General features: G+C 42.4%; 14 protein-coding genes and 1 tRNA gene. 11 read left to right on the forward strand and 4 right to left on the reverse strand.

Translation table 11 applies throughout. From position 1 onward, the window contains the following. Window positions 1-336: 336 nt before the first annotated feature. Window positions 337-1,686, reverse strand: a complete 1,350-nt coding sequence (locus ACT3QR_RS10385) for an MBL fold metallo-hydrolase (protein WP_444521275.1) — start codon at window positions 1,684-1,686, stop codon at window positions 337-339. Window positions 1,687-2,066: 380 nt separating this feature from the next. Here ACT3QR_RS10385 and ACT3QR_RS10390 point away from each other — a divergent pair, with 380 nt between their 5' ends. From ACT3QR_RS10390 to ACT3QR_RS10410, 5 genes are all read left to right on the forward strand, one after another. Next, window positions 2,067-2,828: a hypothetical protein gene (locus tag ACT3QR_RS10390; RefSeq protein ID WP_444521276.1), complete on the forward strand. Its 762-nt coding sequence runs from the start codon at window positions 2,067-2,069 to the stop codon at window positions 2,826-2,828. A 172-nt stretch (window positions 2,829-3,000) separates the two neighbouring features. Beyond that, on the forward strand, window positions 3,001-3,396 hold the full coding sequence (locus ACT3QR_RS10395; protein WP_444521277.1) for an ArsR/SmtB family transcription factor: 396 nt from the start codon (window positions 3,001-3,003) through the stop codon (window positions 3,394-3,396). Window positions 3,397-3,407: 11 nt separating this feature from the next. Beyond that, a complete protein-coding gene (arsC, locus tag ACT3QR_RS10400) occupies window positions 3,408-3,815 on the forward strand; it encodes an arsenate reductase (glutaredoxin) (RefSeq protein ID WP_444521278.1) in 408 nt (135 codons plus the stop codon). Next, a complete protein-coding gene (gene arsH / locus ACT3QR_RS10405) occupies window positions 3,802-4,575 on the forward strand; it encodes an arsenical resistance protein ArsH (protein WP_444521279.1) in 774 nt (257 codons plus the stop codon). Before arsC ends, arsH begins: the two co-directional genes overlap by 14 nt. A gap of 67 nt (window positions 4,576-4,642) precedes the next feature. Further along, entirely contained in the window at window positions 4,643-5,950 is a 1,308-nt protein-coding gene (locus ACT3QR_RS10410; protein WP_444521280.1) for an arsenic transporter, read from the forward strand. A 503-nt stretch (window positions 5,951-6,453) separates the two neighbouring features. On the opposite strand, the gene ACT3QR_RS10415 is transcribed toward ACT3QR_RS10410, so the two are convergent. Both ACT3QR_RS10415 and ACT3QR_RS10420 read right to left on the reverse strand, forming a co-directional pair. Further along, window positions 6,454-6,529: transfer RNA gene (locus tag ACT3QR_RS10415), tRNA-Asn, on the reverse strand. A 255-nt stretch (window positions 6,530-6,784) separates the two neighbouring features. After that, entirely contained in the window at window positions 6,785-7,987 is a 1,203-nt protein-coding gene (locus ACT3QR_RS10420) for a pyridoxal phosphate-dependent aminotransferase (RefSeq protein WP_444521281.1), read from the reverse strand. 456 nt (window positions 7,988-8,443) lie between these two features. Between ACT3QR_RS10420 and ACT3QR_RS10425 the strand changes: the two genes are divergently transcribed. The 4 genes from ACT3QR_RS10425 (at window position 8,444) to ACT3QR_RS10440 (ending at window position 13,639) form a co-directional block, all read left to right on the forward strand. Continuing rightward, the gene (locus ACT3QR_RS10425) at window positions 8,444-9,181 is read left to right on the forward strand and encodes an SDR family NAD(P)-dependent oxidoreductase (protein WP_444521282.1); all 738 of its coding nucleotides are present in this window, start codon (window positions 8,444-8,446) and stop codon (window positions 9,179-9,181) included. A 61-nt stretch (window positions 9,182-9,242) separates the two neighbouring features. Further along, window positions 9,243-10,961, forward strand: a complete 1,719-nt coding sequence (locus ACT3QR_RS10430; RefSeq protein WP_444521283.1) for an NAD(P)/FAD-dependent oxidoreductase — start codon at window positions 9,243-9,245, stop codon at window positions 10,959-10,961. 83 nt (window positions 10,962-11,044) lie between these two features. After that, window positions 11,045-12,055 (forward strand): DUF1365 domain-containing protein, encoded by a 1,011-nt coding sequence (locus ACT3QR_RS10435; RefSeq protein WP_444521284.1) that lies wholly within the window; start codon window positions 11,045-11,047, stop codon window positions 12,053-12,055. A gap of 240 nt (window positions 12,056-12,295) precedes the next feature. Then, entirely contained in the window at window positions 12,296-13,639 is a 1,344-nt protein-coding gene (locus ACT3QR_RS10440; RefSeq protein ID WP_444521285.1) for a class I SAM-dependent methyltransferase, read from the forward strand. Between the two features lie 101 nt (window positions 13,640-13,740). On the opposite strand, the gene ACT3QR_RS10445 is transcribed toward ACT3QR_RS10440, so the two are convergent. After that, complete coding sequence (locus ACT3QR_RS10445; RefSeq protein ID WP_444521286.1) at window positions 13,741-14,928, reverse strand: MFS transporter; 1,188 nt, start codon at window positions 14,926-14,928, stop codon at window positions 13,741-13,743. Between the two features lie 105 nt (window positions 14,929-15,033). Between ACT3QR_RS10445 and ACT3QR_RS10450 the strand changes: the two genes are divergently transcribed. Continuing rightward, window positions 15,034-15,924, forward strand: coding sequence for a LysR family transcriptional regulator (locus ACT3QR_RS10450; RefSeq protein ID WP_444521287.1), 891 nt, complete (start codon window positions 15,034-15,036; stop codon window positions 15,922-15,924). Window positions 15,925-15,963: 39 nt separating this feature from the next. Beyond that, a complete protein-coding gene (locus ACT3QR_RS10455) occupies window positions 15,964-16,374 on the forward strand; it encodes a DUF2177 family protein (RefSeq protein ID WP_057760908.1) in 411 nt (136 codons plus the stop codon). The last annotated feature ends 50 nt before the right edge of the window (window positions 16,375-16,424 follow it).

The following is a 16,424-nucleotide window of genomic DNA, read 5'->3' on the forward strand; positions in this document are numbered from 1 at the left end:
TACGAGTTTAATCAAGTTTCGCCTCAAACAATTAGATTGTTTGAGGTTTTTTTGTGTCTGTTTTTATATATATCTATGTTTTATGAGTTATCAGTCAAATAATAAAGTGCAATAAGAGTTAGAACCTAGAATTATGACCTACATTCACTTAAGTCATATCACTCCAAGAACAGCTAAAAGGACAACCCTTCTTTTATATCAGCCTTATATTGAATAAAAGAAGGGTCGTCGCATTTATCTCAGATACGGCACTTTAAAGTGGCTTTGCTTAAAACTAACTATCTAAAAATTTAGATGCTTTTTAGCTCATTATAGATTCTAGCTACGGATAACAGGTTAGTCATGTGTTGCTTGCCATGCACCCATTGACCCTAAATAGATATCAATGTGATCAAAACCTCGACTAGCGAGCCACCCTGCTGCTATCGTTGCCCGAGCACCACTGGCGCACATCAAGGTATAGTGGCGACTTTGGTCAAGCTCACGCCAACGCTCGTTCAAGTGACCGACATAGATATGCTGTGAGCCTTCAATAGCATTGGCATTCCTCTCATCGATATCGCGTACATCGAGCAATGTCCAATTTTGAGCATTATTAAGACGACTCTCTACCTCAGTTGTATCAATCATAGGGGTTTGCTGCATCTGTTCCCCTTTAGTAGCGGCAGGGACGACACCCACATAACCACCTATGACATTATCAAAAGCAATACGTACCAAATGCTCCATCGCAGTCGCAAGTTGATCTTCGTCAGAGGCAATCAGTGCCAAGCTTTGTCCTTCCTCGATAAACCATCCGGCAAACGCAGGTAGCATATTGACAGGTAAGCTCATAGAACCGGGCAGGTGTCCTGACGCATATGCCATGGGTTCACGAATATCGATGAGATGATCAGCATCGCAGTCATGCAGCTGTTTGAGCGAAAGGTTACGCGGACGAATAACAACTGGAGGCGCTTCACCACCTTCCATATTAAGGCGCTCCATTAATCTAAAGTAGGGCGGCTGATAATGATTTTCGCTAGTCTTAAAGTCAATAAATGCCTCACGATCAGTAATCTGTAAACGTGGGTTGTTCATTCTTTCATGACCGACGGTAGAAAACTCTCGCTCCGCCATACCTGATCCACAGACTGATCCAGCACCATGAGCGGGATAAATAATCGCCTGATCACCGAGCGCTAAAATGTCTTGTAAGGAGTCATAAAGTAGACCTGCAACTTCTCTACGACGATCAGGATAGAAGTCAGTACGACCGACATCACCAACGAACAACGCGTCCCCAGTAAAGACACCAACAGCCTTCTCTGGGTATGCCGTATCAAACAACGCATAAGCAAGATGATCATCAGTATGACCAGGCGTTTCTAAGACACGGATTTCTAATTGGCCAATTGAAAAGCAGTCATCATTATGTACTGTCTCAGCATAGACAACAGGTTGTTCTGGGTTAGGACCATGCAAAACTGTTGCCCTCGTCATTGCGGCCAAGATAGGTGCACCAGAAACCAAATCTTCATTACGATGTGTTTCAAAAATATGAGTAATCTCAAGTCCTGCTGCGCGCGCTTTTTCTACATATATCGCGCAGTCACGACGCGGATCAATCACTGCTGCTTGACCGCCAGAGCCTAACAAATAGGATAGGTGCGAAAGCCCAGGTGTCTTAATTTTCTCTAGTAGCATGGTCATTTCCTTATTGTTGTTTTAATCATAATAGTTATTTTAATCAGGTTTATTGGCAGTACAGAGCGAGAGCTACCAGCCAAATCCAGTTTTACTTTTGCATAAGCTTGTATTCAATCTAGCATGAACTTCTAAGTATCATCAATATACAATAACATATATTAAACTTGTTGTTTACATAAGGTCAAACGTAGAAGGCTTTAGGTTGAGAAGGTTAAGAAATGCTCACTTTTACCATTAGATTTTTTGGTTTTTTTATCTTTACGCATTTAATTGAAAGGCTAGGTGAGGCAACTTTACAAAGATTGTTTTTTAAGGTTGGTCTGTTCTAAGTTTCTATATAATGATGTTAATCAGTTAGAAAAATTGAGTAATAAAATATGAAGAAAGAATATATTTGGCTATGCGATTCAGTATTAGATTGGTCTGCAACAATAGAGAGCTATAGTTATACGAACGAAGCGGATCATCTGAGAGCGTACGATCTTTGGAGTCATGCTGACTTAATTTTGACAGGGAATGCAAATGAGTTTGATCGAGTAGATGTTGTTTCTAATTTAAAGCGCTGTCTCAATCAAAGACTAAAGTTTATAGAGCACGTATATTCGCTCAAAAAAATTGCTTTATCTGATTCACCAAAAGGATATCTAGAATACTTAGAGTCTTTGGGCTTAGTTCGACCTTATATGTTAAAGCAGTTAATGCTTATCAGAAATGACATTGAACATAATGATGCTCCACCGCCTAACATTGAGCGTTGTCAGGAGTTGCTGGATTTGACTTGGTATTTTTTAAAATCGACAGATAGCTTTGTTTCTTTGTGCAAGCATGATTTTATATTAAAAAAATTATCAGATTCAGGCGACGAAACTCAATATTGGTTAAATTTCGATATCGATTTTGAGCAAGGTCATACAACTATGGTTAACGGTTGGGTTCCTGAAACACTACTCAGCAAAGAGGAAAAGCAAGGCTTTATGTTAATTGAATTAAAGGATTTTGGTTCTAAAGAAGCACGCTGGGGAGGATCTCAAAAGCACACAGATAAATTAGATAATGATTTTTGGATAAATGGTAAGCTTAAACCGTCAGAAAATATCAGGTTCGAAATTGTTAAGCGTTGTCTTCACGCAAACATGTAATATAGCTACTTGAGCATACGTAGTAATTAATCTTATGTTGGTAAGTATTAGCATTAATTACTTAGAAAATGTATTTATCGTCGCATTTCTACTAAGTTTTGACACTTAAAATAAGCGACAAAATCGTTCAAAAAACATTGAATTATTTCCATATGTCTGTATTATTGGACATATGGAAATAACTAATGCTATCGCAAGCTTTGCTGCGCTCTCTCAAGATACTCGTTTAAAGGCTTTCAAACTGCTAGTCAGCCATGAGCCTGAAGGCCTACCTGCGGGCGAAATAGCCCGTCAGCTCTCTGTTCCTCATAACACAATGTCAGCTCATCTATCGGTGCTGGCACGGGCAGGGTGGGTAGTTTCACAGCGTCATAGCCGACAGATTATCTATCGTGCTTCGCTATCACATATGGATAACGTCATTCAGTTCCTGTTGCAAGATTGCTGTGCGGGACATCCAGAATTGTGTGCGTCACTCATGGATAGCCTGAGCGGCTGTAAAGTAAATGAGTCTGCTGAGCAAAGTAATGATCAAACCAATTATCAACTCAATAAATACATGAAATAGGTGTCAACAATATGAAGCCATTAATCTTTCATAATCCTAAATGCGGTACATCTCGTAACACACTTGCCATTATTAAAGCATCAGGTGAAGAGCCAGAGGTGGTGGAATACCTAAAAGATACACCAACGCGCGACCGTTTAGTTGAGCTATTGGTACAAATGCAGATTTCGCCTAGAGAGCTATTAAGAAGCAAAGAAGCTATTAATGATGAGCTTGGTCTAGATAATCCTGAGTTGTCTGACGATCAAATTATCGATGCCATGATTGCGCATCCTATTTTAATCAATCGTCCTATCGTGGTGACTGATAAAGGCGCTGCTCTATGTCGTCCGTCAGAACGTGTGTTTGAATTGCTAGCCAATCCAGTAAGTAGCTTTACAAAAGAAGACGGTGAGGTTATTACTCATGACAAACACTAAGGTTGACCAAGCATTGGCAGTCGAGTCTACGGCTTCGCCGAAAACTGACTTCGATGATCTACCCAATATTGATATAGATAATCTTCAGCCTATCGACATTGAGTCTTTGGTTGCGTCAAATGACTCACGTCATCCACCAAGAATACTAGTGCTATACGGTTCTGTCCGTGCGCGCTCGTTTTCTAGGTTGGCTGCTGAAGAGTCGAGCCGGTTGCTACGGTGGTATGGTTGTGAAGTAAAAATGTTTGATCCCTCAGGCTTACCATTACCTGATGACGTAGATTCAGACCATCCCAAAGTACAAGAATTGCGAGAACTGGCGCAGTGGTCAGAAGGCATGCTATGGGTGAGTCCAGAGCGTCACGGCAGTATCACCAGTATCATGAAAGCGCAAATCGACTGGATACCGCTTTCTCTAGGTGGTGTGCGTCCAACTCAAGGTAAAACCCTAGCACTGATGCAAGTTAGCGGCGGTAGTCAGAGCTTTAATACGGTCAATCAAATGCGTATTCTCGGGCGCTGGATGCGGATGATTACTATCCCTAATCAATCTTCGATACCCAAAGCGTTCTTAGAGTTTAACTACGACAATCGCATGGATATGTCTCCATTATATCTGCGCCTTGTGGATGTCTGTGAGGAGCTAGTGAAGTTTACTTGGCTCACACGTGGACGTTCAGATTATCTCACTGATCGCTATTCAGAACGCGTTGAGAGTGCTGAAGAAGTATCGAGCCGCGTCAATCAAAAATCGATCTAACCTCCCAATCGATCTAATTTCCTATATGAAATCGGCTGAATAAAGCCAGCTTAAGTAAGGTTGTACAATGCTTGCATTCGCTATTTTTGTGGTCACTTTAGTCTTAGTTATCTGGCAACCTAAAGGATTGGGTATCGGTTGGAGCGCCATGGGTGGTGCCTTAGTCGCGTTAGCGCTTGGCGTCGTGCAGCTATCAGATGTGGGTATTGTCTGGGATATTGTCTGGGATGCGACCTTTACTTTTGTGGCGCTGATTATCATCTCGCTTATCTTAGATCGAGCAGGGTTTTTCGGCTGGGCAGCATTGCACGTGGCACGCCTTGGCAATGGGCAAGGGCGCTTATTGTTTCCGATGATTGTCATACTAGGCGCCTGTATTTCTGCATTTTTTGCCAATGATGGTGCTGCTCTATTACTAACCCCGATTGTCATTGCTATCTTGTTACGTCTGAATTTTTCGCCACCATCAGCTCTGGCGTTTATCATAGCGACTGGTTTTATCGCTGATACGGCAAGCTTGCCACTGGTCACCTCAAACTTAGTCAACATTGTCAGTGCCAATTATTTCGATATTGGCTTTGGTCGTTATGCGGCGGTGATGGTACCAGTCAATATCGTGTCTGTATTAGCGACGCTACTGGTATTGTGGGTTGTCTACGCACGTCATATTCCAAAAACCTACTCGACTAGCGAGCTAAGCGCACCAAAGTCTGCTATTACCGATCCATTGGTATTTCGAGCTGCTTTTCCACTATTAGGTTTGCTACTGGTCGCCTATTTTGCGACTGAGCCGTTGGGGCTACCTATTTCACTGGTCACGGGCATCGCTGCTGTTGCACTAATGGCAATCGCTGGCCGTTTATGGCAAGGCGGGCGTGGTGCGGTGGTCTCGGTGAGCGATGTAGTACGCAAAGCGCCTTGGCAAATCGTACTATTCTCAATCGGTATGTATTTGGTGGTATATGGTCTGGGCAATGCGGGGCTTACTGCCTATGGGGCGCGAGTACTTAACTGGTTGGGACAACAAGGCGCAGTCATTGCTACCGTTGGAACTGGGTTCTTGTCTGCTATAGTCGCTTCTGTTATGAATAATATGCCAGCCACCTTAGTCGGCGCGCTTGCGATTGACCAAGCACAAGTGCCTGCAGCAACACGAGAGCTAATGATTTATGCCAATGTCATCGGCAATGATTTGGGCCCTAAGTTTACGCCGATTGGTAGTCTGGCAACTTTACTATGGTTACATGTGTTGGCAGAGAAGGACTACAAAATTAGCTGGGGACAGTACATAAAGATTGGTTTACTAATCACGCCGCCTGTGTTGTTAGTCACATTGTTAGCATTGGTATTCTGGTTACCACTGTTGCCAAGCTAAGCTAGTCAATAGAAAACTTGCTACAGTAATATCCTATCGTGACAATGATATCTACTTTTGAATATCATTGTCATAATCAAGTATGAGATAAAGTAGTCATTAGCGTTTATCAAAATGGCAAAATAGATAACCAATATTAGGGTCTGTTGAACATTCAAATGTGGTACTGGCAGTGACTATTTTTTAGACAATACGCAGTGAAATTTTTGACGCCTAGTTGTTCTAGGTTAGACAATTTCGCCATGTATTGACAAAAAATAGGCCTGCCCTGAAAGGCTGATACTAAAATCACCTCAAACGTTGTTATAAACCTAGCTAAGGCCTCGACATTATCGTCGGTTTACGCCTAGTTTGATGCGATTTTAGCGATCAGCAGTCCTAATATTTGAATGTTCAACAGACCCTAAATGATACGCATAAAAAAACCCTCATCAAATTGATGAGGGTTTTGGCAAATGCCATAATTGAATCAAAGTTGACTCAAAAAATTTACTACTAAAATGTGGCTCTCCAACCTGGGCTCGAACCAGGGACACACGGATTAACAGTCCGTTGCTCTACCAACTGAGCTATTGGAGAATAGGCTGTAAGTGTTTAATCGCTTACAACGAGCCTTAGAAGTCTCTAACGAGTTCTTGCTAAGTGGGGCGTATTCTAGCAAAGTTAAAAAATACGTCAAGCCTTTTTTTGCATAATTAGTAAAAATTGTCATTTTAATGATGAGATAGCGTGTTTTTCCTAGTTATGCCTAAGACTCTCGTAAAAAAAGACGCCCTATAGAGTATATAGGGCGTCTTTTTTATGAACAGCGATAAGCCTAGTTCTCTTTATGATTTATTCAGCAACGTCTAAATCAGCCACTGCTTTTTCGATACGCGATAGGGCATCTTTCAATGTTGCTTCATCAGTAGCGTACGAGATACGCATATAGCCGCCAAGACCGAATGCATCGCCAGGTACAACTGCCACGCCTACTTTGTCCAATAACCATGCTGAGAATTCAGTACATGATGATAGGCCAGCCGCTTTGATGAGCGGTACGATATTTGGATACACATAGAATGCGCCATCGGGACGCAAGCATGTAATGCCTTTGATGGCATTTAAACCATCTACGACTAGGTCACAGCGCTTCTCAAAGGCGGCTACCATCGGCTCTAGGACACTTTGATCACCACTGATAGCGACTTCGGCAGCCACTTGACTGATTGACGTTGGACATGAAGTAGACTGTGACTGTACCTTTTTCATGGCGCCGATTAGCTTAGTAGGGCCACCCGCATAGCCAATACGCCAGCCTGTCATTGCATACGCTTTAGATACACCGTTCAAGATGATGGCACGATCTTTTAGCTCAGGTGCGGCGTTTAAGATATTGTAGAACTTATCGCCTGTCCAGCGGATGTGCTCGTACATATCGTCTGAAGCTACATAGACTTGCGGATGCTTTTTCAATACTTCAGCGATGGCCTTTAGCTCATCTAATGTATAAATCATACCCGTTGGGTTGGATGGGCTATTCAATACCAACAATTTAGTCTTGTCAGTGATGGCTTCTTCCAACTGCTCAGGGGTGATTTTGAAGTTTTGCTCAGCTGGGCATTTGACGATGACTGGCACGCCTTCTGCGATGATAACCATATCAGGATAGCTGACCCAATATGGTGCTGGGATGATGACTTCGTCGCCAGGATTGATAAATGCTTGGGCAAGGTTAAAGAATGACTGTTTACCACCGACCGATACTAGGATTTCGTTTGGCTCATAGCTGATGTCGTTGTCGCGCTTAAACTTTTCGATGATGGCTGTTTTTAGCTCTGGCGTACCATCGACAGCCGTATATTTAGTGAATCCATCATTGATGGCATCGATTGCTGCTTTTTTGATGTGTTCAGGGGTATCAAAATCAGGCTCACCAGCGCCCAAACCAATAATATCTTTACCAACTGCTTTTAGCTCTTTTGCTTTATTTGTAATGGCTAGTGTAGGTGATGGTTGGATGTTGTTGACGCGGTCAGACAGTTGCAACTCGCTCATGAGAGATCCTTTTTTATATGAGGGTGGGGTTGGTGGAAATCTGATATTAATTATCTAACGTTTTTCTTACTATCAGGGCAAGATGTCAGATAGTTTGAAAAAAGATGGCGTCACCTTACCGTACGACGGCAATCACTCAATTATTGGCGATGCCTCGGCAAACAACGCAATTGCTAGTTTTTGCATTGTAGCATGCTGATATTGAGCTGTCGTATGACGCTAGTAACATAATATTGTGTCGTTGCTTGTGATAAAGCATTTTTATGAAGATGACAAAATATACGCTTATGTTAAATTTAAACTCAGACGATTGCGAAGACACAACAATAAACCTGTAGCCGACCACTATAATTATTTAGATTTGTTAAATAAAATGGCTGATAGCTTAACAAAATACAACTAATGATAAAGACTATCAATTATATATTATAAGAATACTCAAAAAGGATATCTACAATGACAGGTTCTGCTGAAAAATTACATATTCTCATTACTGGGGCAACGTCGGGCATTGGTAAGCAGTTAGCAAAAGACTACTTGCTAGAAGATCATCATGTATATGCCGTCGGCCGTGACGACGAAGCGTTGGCGGAGCTCAAGGCGTTAGGCGCAGACACGATTGATTTGGATCTTATGAATCGAGAAAAGGTCATCGAAGCTTTTGAAAAAATTGACAATGTTGATCTAGCGATTTGTGGCGCTGGTATGTGTGAGTACCTAGATATGCCGAACTTTGATAGTAGTGCCTTTATGAAAGTCATGTCGGTAAATATGGGTACATTGTCTCATGCGATAGAAGGGGTATTACCAAAGCTAATCGCTTCGAAAGGTCGCTTGGTCGGTATCGGTTCAGCATCTGCTTATGTGCCTTTTGCGCGAGCTGAAGCTTATGGTAGTTCAAAAGCGGCTATCCATTATTTAATGAAGACCCTACAGATTAGTCTTGCTCCACATGATGTGTCAGTCAGCTTAGTTGTACCTGGTTTTGTCGAAACGCCTATGACCAAACAGAATGATTTTCCAATGCCATTTATCCAGACGCCAGCGCAGGCAAGTCAAGCCATACGCGATGGTATTGAGGATGGACATGAGGTGATCGAATTCCCTAAAAAACTGACCATGCCATTAAAAGCATTAGGTACGTTGCCTGATCTGGTCTGGCAGCAAGTTAGTGAAAAGCTTAATAAAAAATAATCTACTATCAATACAACTCTTAGTCACATAATGACAGAAAAATACAGAAGGGAATGCTTTTATGCCGTTTACTCGTTTCAAGCGTGCAAGTAACCAAAAAATTGCTACCAATGCTGCAACAGCTTCTGACCATCAGACCGCTCAAAAACGTATCGCTATCATCGGCTCAGGTGTATCAGGGCTGACATGCGCTCATTATCTAGGTACGCAACATGATGTAACGGTATTTGAAGCCAATGATTATATCGGCGGGCATGTAAATACGATTGATGTAGCACTACAAGACGGTAAAAAAGCAAAGAGCAGTAACGTAGAGAGTAGTGCGATAGATACAGGGTTTATTGTTTTTAATGAGCGCACATACCCTAACTTCTTTCGTTTGCTTCATGAGTTGCAAGTGCCGTTTCAAGCGACGGATATGAGCTTTTCTGTCAAAAATACCGCCCGTCATTTTGAATACAACGGTCATACGCTCAACACTTTATTATCACAGCGTAAAAACGTACTTAATCCAAAATTTTGGCAGTTCATCAAAGATATCTTACAGTTCAATAAGCATATCAAACAGCTACGCCAAGACTATGATAGAGCGCGCGCTCAAGAACAAGATGTCAGTAGCTATGCAGAACAAACGCTTGGCGGTTATCTAGCACAAAAGAAATATGGTCAGCTATTTACCGATAATTATCTACTGCCAATGGTTTCGGCCATTTGGTCAACCAGTTTAGATGAAGTACAAGAGTTTCCGTTGGTGTTTTTTGCACAGTTCTTCGATAACCATGGGTTGCTCGACGTGGTCAATCGTCCGCAGTGGTTTACGATAAAAGGCGGCTCAAAACAGTACGTCAATAAACTGATTCCACGCTTTATAAAAGCAGGCGGTAAAATACGAGTCAATAGCCCAGTACAGTCTGTGGTTCGTAATGGCGGGCAAGTAACTTTAACAGTGCAGGATAAAAATAACACTGACAGCCAAGTCGAAAACCTTGTATTTGACGAAGTCATCTTTGCCTGTCATGCCGATACTGCATTAAAGATCTTAAAAGATGCTAGCACTGAAGAATCTGAAGTGTTAGGTCACTTTCGCTTTACTAAGAACACAGCGGTATTACATACCGATACCAGTGTCTTGCCCAAGAAGCCATTGGCATGGGCAAGCTGGAATTACTTAATAGATGAATCGGTCTCAGGCGATGCTAAGGATGAGCAAGCGGCTGGAAACGCACAGATACCTACAAAGCCAGTGCTGACTTATCACATGAATATCCTGCAACGCTTGACCAAAAAGCACAATTATTTGGTTACCCTAAATCCAGCTGTAGACAATAAAAGCGTTGATGATAAACAGATAGTTAAGAGCATCGATTATAGTCATCCAGTATTTGATCTTGCGATGATTGATGCGCAGACCAAATGGTCGGATATCTCTGGTAACGGCTCACACACGCATTTCTGCGGAGCTTATTGGTTTAATGGCTTTCATGAAGATGGCGTACGCAGTGGATTACGCGTCTGTCAGGCGCTTGGTTTTGATATTGATATAAAAGACGAGGTTGATCCAGCCCATTTACCTGACGCTGATAGCGCACATACGCCGTTCCGTTATAAAGACTTACCTGTAAAAGCGGATACCAAGTTACGTAGGCTGAATAAGCGCGAAGTCACCATAGCGACAACCAATCAGGAGTTGGTTGAGTATGTTGATCGTTTGCAGAATGCTACTGCTGATACGAGCCAACATAAGAAACGTGGTTTATTCGGTCGCCGTAAAGCCAAATAATATGACGTCTAATGTCGTTATATATTCTAAGTATTTCGAAATATTCACTATATAAAAAGTACGCCGTACACAAGAGATTATTTATGACCACGTCCGCTCAAAATACCAATGCTACGCCAAATCATGAGTCCTCTTATGATACAAAAGCATTGCCACATCAACTGTTTGAGGGCACGACATGGCACAGTCGGTTGCTACCTAGTGTGAATAAATTTGTTTACCCTTATCGCTACTGGGGGGTCAATATCAGTGCGCTGATAGCAGGACAGGAGCTTCCTGAAATTAGCACATCAGCATTTGATGAGAGTAAGTTTCTAGGAAAACTACCTCTACGGACAATATTACCAAAAAAGCTACTAGCGCGAAGTCTGCCTCTATTTTCAGCAAAGAAAAAGGCGCTGCAACGTTTCTGTCCTGATGATTATTTACAGCATACTGATATACAGAGTGCTAATAGCCTAAGCGATGATAAAAATCTTGATAGTAATGTACAGTCTGTTCAAGCACTAGAAAAACGTTTAAGCCAAGCATTTGAAAAATATGCAGGTAGCGTACCTGAAGGCGATATGTTGGGATTACTCGTCTGCCGTAATGCGGGCATGTACTTTAGCCCCGTTAATTTTTACTTAGGGTTTGATGCACAGCAAACGCCCACTCATCTATTAGCTGAAGTGTCTAATACGCCATGGGACAAGCGCCATTACTACGGGTTTTTGTTAGAAGGAGAGGATACTGAGCTCTGTCATGATAAGAACTTTCATGTATCACCTTTTAACCCTATCGATCAGCTGTACCGTTGGCAGGTTACGGTAAAGCGTACAAAGACGGACGAGCAACCTAATACTGGCTTGCAAGTTCGTATTGCTATCAATATCAGAGATGAGCGCGGTGAAGTTCTAAAAACTGGTATAAAAATATCAGGCGTGTCAATGACGGAAGATGCTGTTCGTCATAGTTTGCGGAAAAACCCATTGATGAATATGACGTCTTTAACGCGTATCTATTGGAATGCTTTCAAGCTCTATGCGATTAAAAAGGTGCCGTATATCAACTACGATGAGAAATTAGCTGACAGCCAACAGAAAAGTAGCTAGAAGAGAGGCAATAGTTAAAAAGATATCTTATAGTTCTAGCAGTTTTAAATTTCAACAATCCAAAAATCTCATCAATGTAATACTAAAAATGAACCATTAAAAAATAAAGCATTTAAACAAGGATAAACACACGATGCCAGCACGACCGACCGAGCACCAGTCACAAAACTAGAGAAATTAACTGCTCGTGTAAGTAAAGTAGTTAATGAAAGTGCTGTACTACAGCCAGTCAGCAATAGTGTGAATCACTTAGCTAGAAAGCTCATTTTTCGTGCGTTACAGCATGTTCAGTTTGGTAGCCTCACGCTGATTGAAACATTCGATGAGCAGGAACATAAGACCAGTAGTTTTGGTAGAGTCGCTACTAATGACGCTAGTAGCTCGGCGGTTGGTCGCCATTCGCTACATGTAACATTACATATTCATGATTCTGCTGTCTATCGCCAGCTATTACTTGGCGGCTCTATCGCACTAGCGGACAGCTATATCGATGGTGAGTGGGATACGGATGATCTAACAGGTTTAATTCGCTTGGCAGCTCGTAACTTAGCAGTGCTCAATAAATTAGAGAATCGTTTTGCTGGTATTAGTAAAGCATTTGAAAAAGCGAAGCATCAACTGCGTAGTAATGACAAATCTGGCTCCAAATCTAATATCTTAGCGCATTATGATTTGGGCAACGATATGTATGAGCGGTTTTTGGACGATACGATGATGTATTCATCAGCAGTCTATCCTATGCCTGACGTAACGCTTAGCGATGCTCAACAACATAAACTGTCGCTTATTTGCCAACGTTTACAGCTTAGCGCTGATGATAATGTGATTGAAATTGGTACAGGGTGGGGCGGTTTTGCTATCTTTGCGGCCAAGCATTACGGCTGTCATGTGACCACCACGACTATCTCTGATGCTCAGTATGATGAAGCACAGCGACGAGTCAAGGCGGCAGGTCTATCAGACAAGATTACACTGCTCAAACAAGACTACCGTGAGCTGACAGGACAATATGACAAGCTAGTCAGTATCGAGATGATTGAAGCAGTGGGGCATGAGTATTTACCAACTTTCTTTGCCAAGTGTAATAGTTTACTCAAGCCGACGGGTCTTATGGTATTGCAGGCCATCACTTTTAATGATCAAAATTATCAAGAGTATATCGATTCAGTTGATTTTATCCAAACGCATATCTTCCCAGGTGGCTGTCTGCTTTCAAACCAAGAGCTAACTACCCAATTTACTGAGCAGACCGACATGGTCGTCAAACAATTGCATGATTATGGCTTTGACTATGCGTATACGCTGCGTGATTGGCGTGCTGCATTTATGGCGCAGCGTACAGAGATTCAAGCGCTTGGCTATGACGATGCCTTTATCCGCCTATGGGAGTTTTACTTTTGCTATTGCGAAGGTGGCTTTTTGGAGCGCACGATCGGTGTGGTACAAGTCACTGCGGTGAAGCCTAACAACATCGATACGCTGCATTTTTCTGACTTACCATCTGCCGTCTTAAATCACGAAACGGTTTTGAACGATGAGACTGTCTTCAACGATGCAGATACGTCAGCCATAGCATCGGTATAAGTATGGTGACGTAAATATGGTTTGTTCATAGCATTCATATGGTCTCATACTGTATAAATAGTTTGAGACCCATGTGTTGCAAGGTTGTATATTGAAAAGATTTACATCGAAAGGTTCGACGATGCTTGCAGAGTACGCTTATCACGTAGACCTGAATAGCGTGTTACCGTCAATGCCATTAAAGAGATGACAGCGCCGATCCAAGCCGTGTCTTGCAACGACATATTTTCAACCACGCTACCACCGATGATTGAGCCCAGTGCGATACCGATATTGAATGCAGCAATATTCAATCCAGAAGCAACATCGACGGCGTTCGGCGTATATTTTTCAGCTTGCTTGACCACGTAGATTTGTAGGCCCGGTACATTACCAAAGGCGAAAGCACCCCATACCAGAATAGTTAGCACTGCGGCAATCTTGGACTGCATAGTAAAGGTGAACAGTAAAAGAATGACACTTAGGGCACTAAATATAATGCTAAGCGCACTAATAGGGCCACGTTTATCTGCAAGTTTTCCGCCCCAGATATTACCGATAGCAACGGACACGCCATATACGAGCATGATAAGACCAATGGCTGATGGCGCAAATTTGGTTTGCTGCTCTAAGATAGGTGCTAGGTAGGTAAATGCCGTAAACGTACCGCCATAGCCAAGGATCGTCATGAGATAAACCAGTAGTAATTGTGGTTTTACAATGACTTGTAATTGCTCTTTGAACGTTGCAGGGATAGATTTCTTTAGGTTTTTTGGTACCAATATGGCGCTACCAATTAAAGCGATTAAACCCAGTACTGAGACGACCAAAAACGTATCGCGCCAGCCAAAATGCTGTCCAATCCATGTGCCAAGGGGTACGCCAGTGACGAGCGCTACCGTAAGCCCAGTAAACATAATGGCAATTGCGCTGGCTTCTTTTTCTTTACTGACAAGGCTAGTAGCAATCATGGAACCAATAGAGAAAAACACACCATGCGCCAGACCGGTCAGGATACGGGCAAGTATTAAGGTTTCATAACTGGGTGCTTGCCAAGCCAGCAAGTTGCCGATGACAAACAGACCCATTAGGCTCATCAGTACTATTTTGCGATTCCAGCGGCCAGTGAGTGCGGTAAGTATAGGGGCACCGATAGCGACACCGACAGCATATAGGCTAACGAGCAACCCTGCTGAAGGTAAGCTTACGCCCAGATCGGCGGCAATAGTTGGTACCAATCCAACGATGACAAATTCGGTTGTCCCAATTGCAAATGCGCTTAGAGTAAGCGCCCATAAAGCGAGTGGCATAACGACATCCTAATAACTAAATGATGCGCGTAGTTTGACGGATTTATAGTTTGCAAAAAACAGCATAAATGACAAAATACCTTTGTCAATTTTGTAAAGGTAATCATGATGATGGGACATGCTAAAACGGAAGACATAGAGATATTTTTGACGGTAGTAGATACGGGCAGCTTTACTGGCGCTGCCAATTTGCTGAATCAGCAAGTTGCCAAAGTATCTCGTGCTGTGTCCAGACTCGAAGATACGCTGCAATGCACGCTGCTAAACAGAACGACACGGCGCTTGGAGCTGACTGAGGAAGGACATGTCTTTATAAGATATGCGCGTGAGAGTTTAAATACGTTATATACCGGTGAAGAGGCTATTAAGCTGTTAAAACAAGCGCCGAGTGGGCATCTACGAATTGACGCTGCTAGCCCGTTTGTCTTTCATCAATTAACGCCTTTGGTTGGTGATTTTGTGGCGCAGTATCCACATATCACTCTCGACCTCACCTCGCATGACAATATTATTGATTTGCTTGAGTACAAGACGGATCTGGCTATCAGAATTGGTGATTTAAAAGACTCAAATCTGCATGCACGCCTACTAGGTAAAAGTAAGCTACGACTGGTAGCCAGTCCTGAATATTTGCATCAGCATAATGAAGTAGCTCATATTGATGATTTGAGCACTCATAAGTTGATTGGCTTTAACGATGCCTCCAAGCTAAATAGTTGGCCGTTAAGGACACCAATTAAGCTAAATTTTCATATGACTGGCAGTAGTGGTGAGACCTTGCGTCAGCTATGTTTAAATCATCAGGGTATCGCTTTATTGTCACATTTTATGATTGGTAAAGATTTAGAATCTGGACGATTGGTTGAGGTATTGCCTGAGGCGATAGTCAGACCAAACAACCGTGAAGCCATACAGGCGGTATATTACAAAAACAGTGCCGTATCTTCGCGTATTCTGGCATTTTTAGACTTTATTCAACCAAGACTAACACTATAAATTTTATCCGTTTTTATTCATTTTATAAGAGGTAATATCATGGGTTACGTTTTTATTTATCTCGCTGCTGTGGTTATCTTTTTGGGTGTCGATGCTGTCTGGCTGACGACGATGAAAGGGGCCTTTTACGAGTCACGCATCGGGCATCTATTGGCGGATGAGCCAAACATGATGGCCGCTGGCGTGTTTTATATGTTTTATATATTGGCGCTTTGTATTTTGGTTCTGTATCCGCAAATCAAAGCAGGCGCATCTGTTGGTCATATCTTCTTGCTCGGCGGGCTTATTGGATTGATGGCTTATGGTACATACGATTTTACCAATTTGGCGCTGTATAAGGGTTTTACACTAGATACGGCATTGGTTGACTTTGTATGGGGTGGTATTTTGACTGGTTCGGTTAGCGCCATAGTGGCATGGCTTGCATATCGCTTTCACTGGCTAAGTTAAAGCTTATTATTTTGGCTTATCTAAAGCTATTTAAATAGCCGTAATTTACA

The organism is Psychrobacter sp. AOP7-B1-25, from assembly GCF_052376195.1.
Taxonomy (GTDB): domain Bacteria; phylum Pseudomonadota; class Gammaproteobacteria; order Pseudomonadales; family Moraxellaceae; genus Psychrobacter.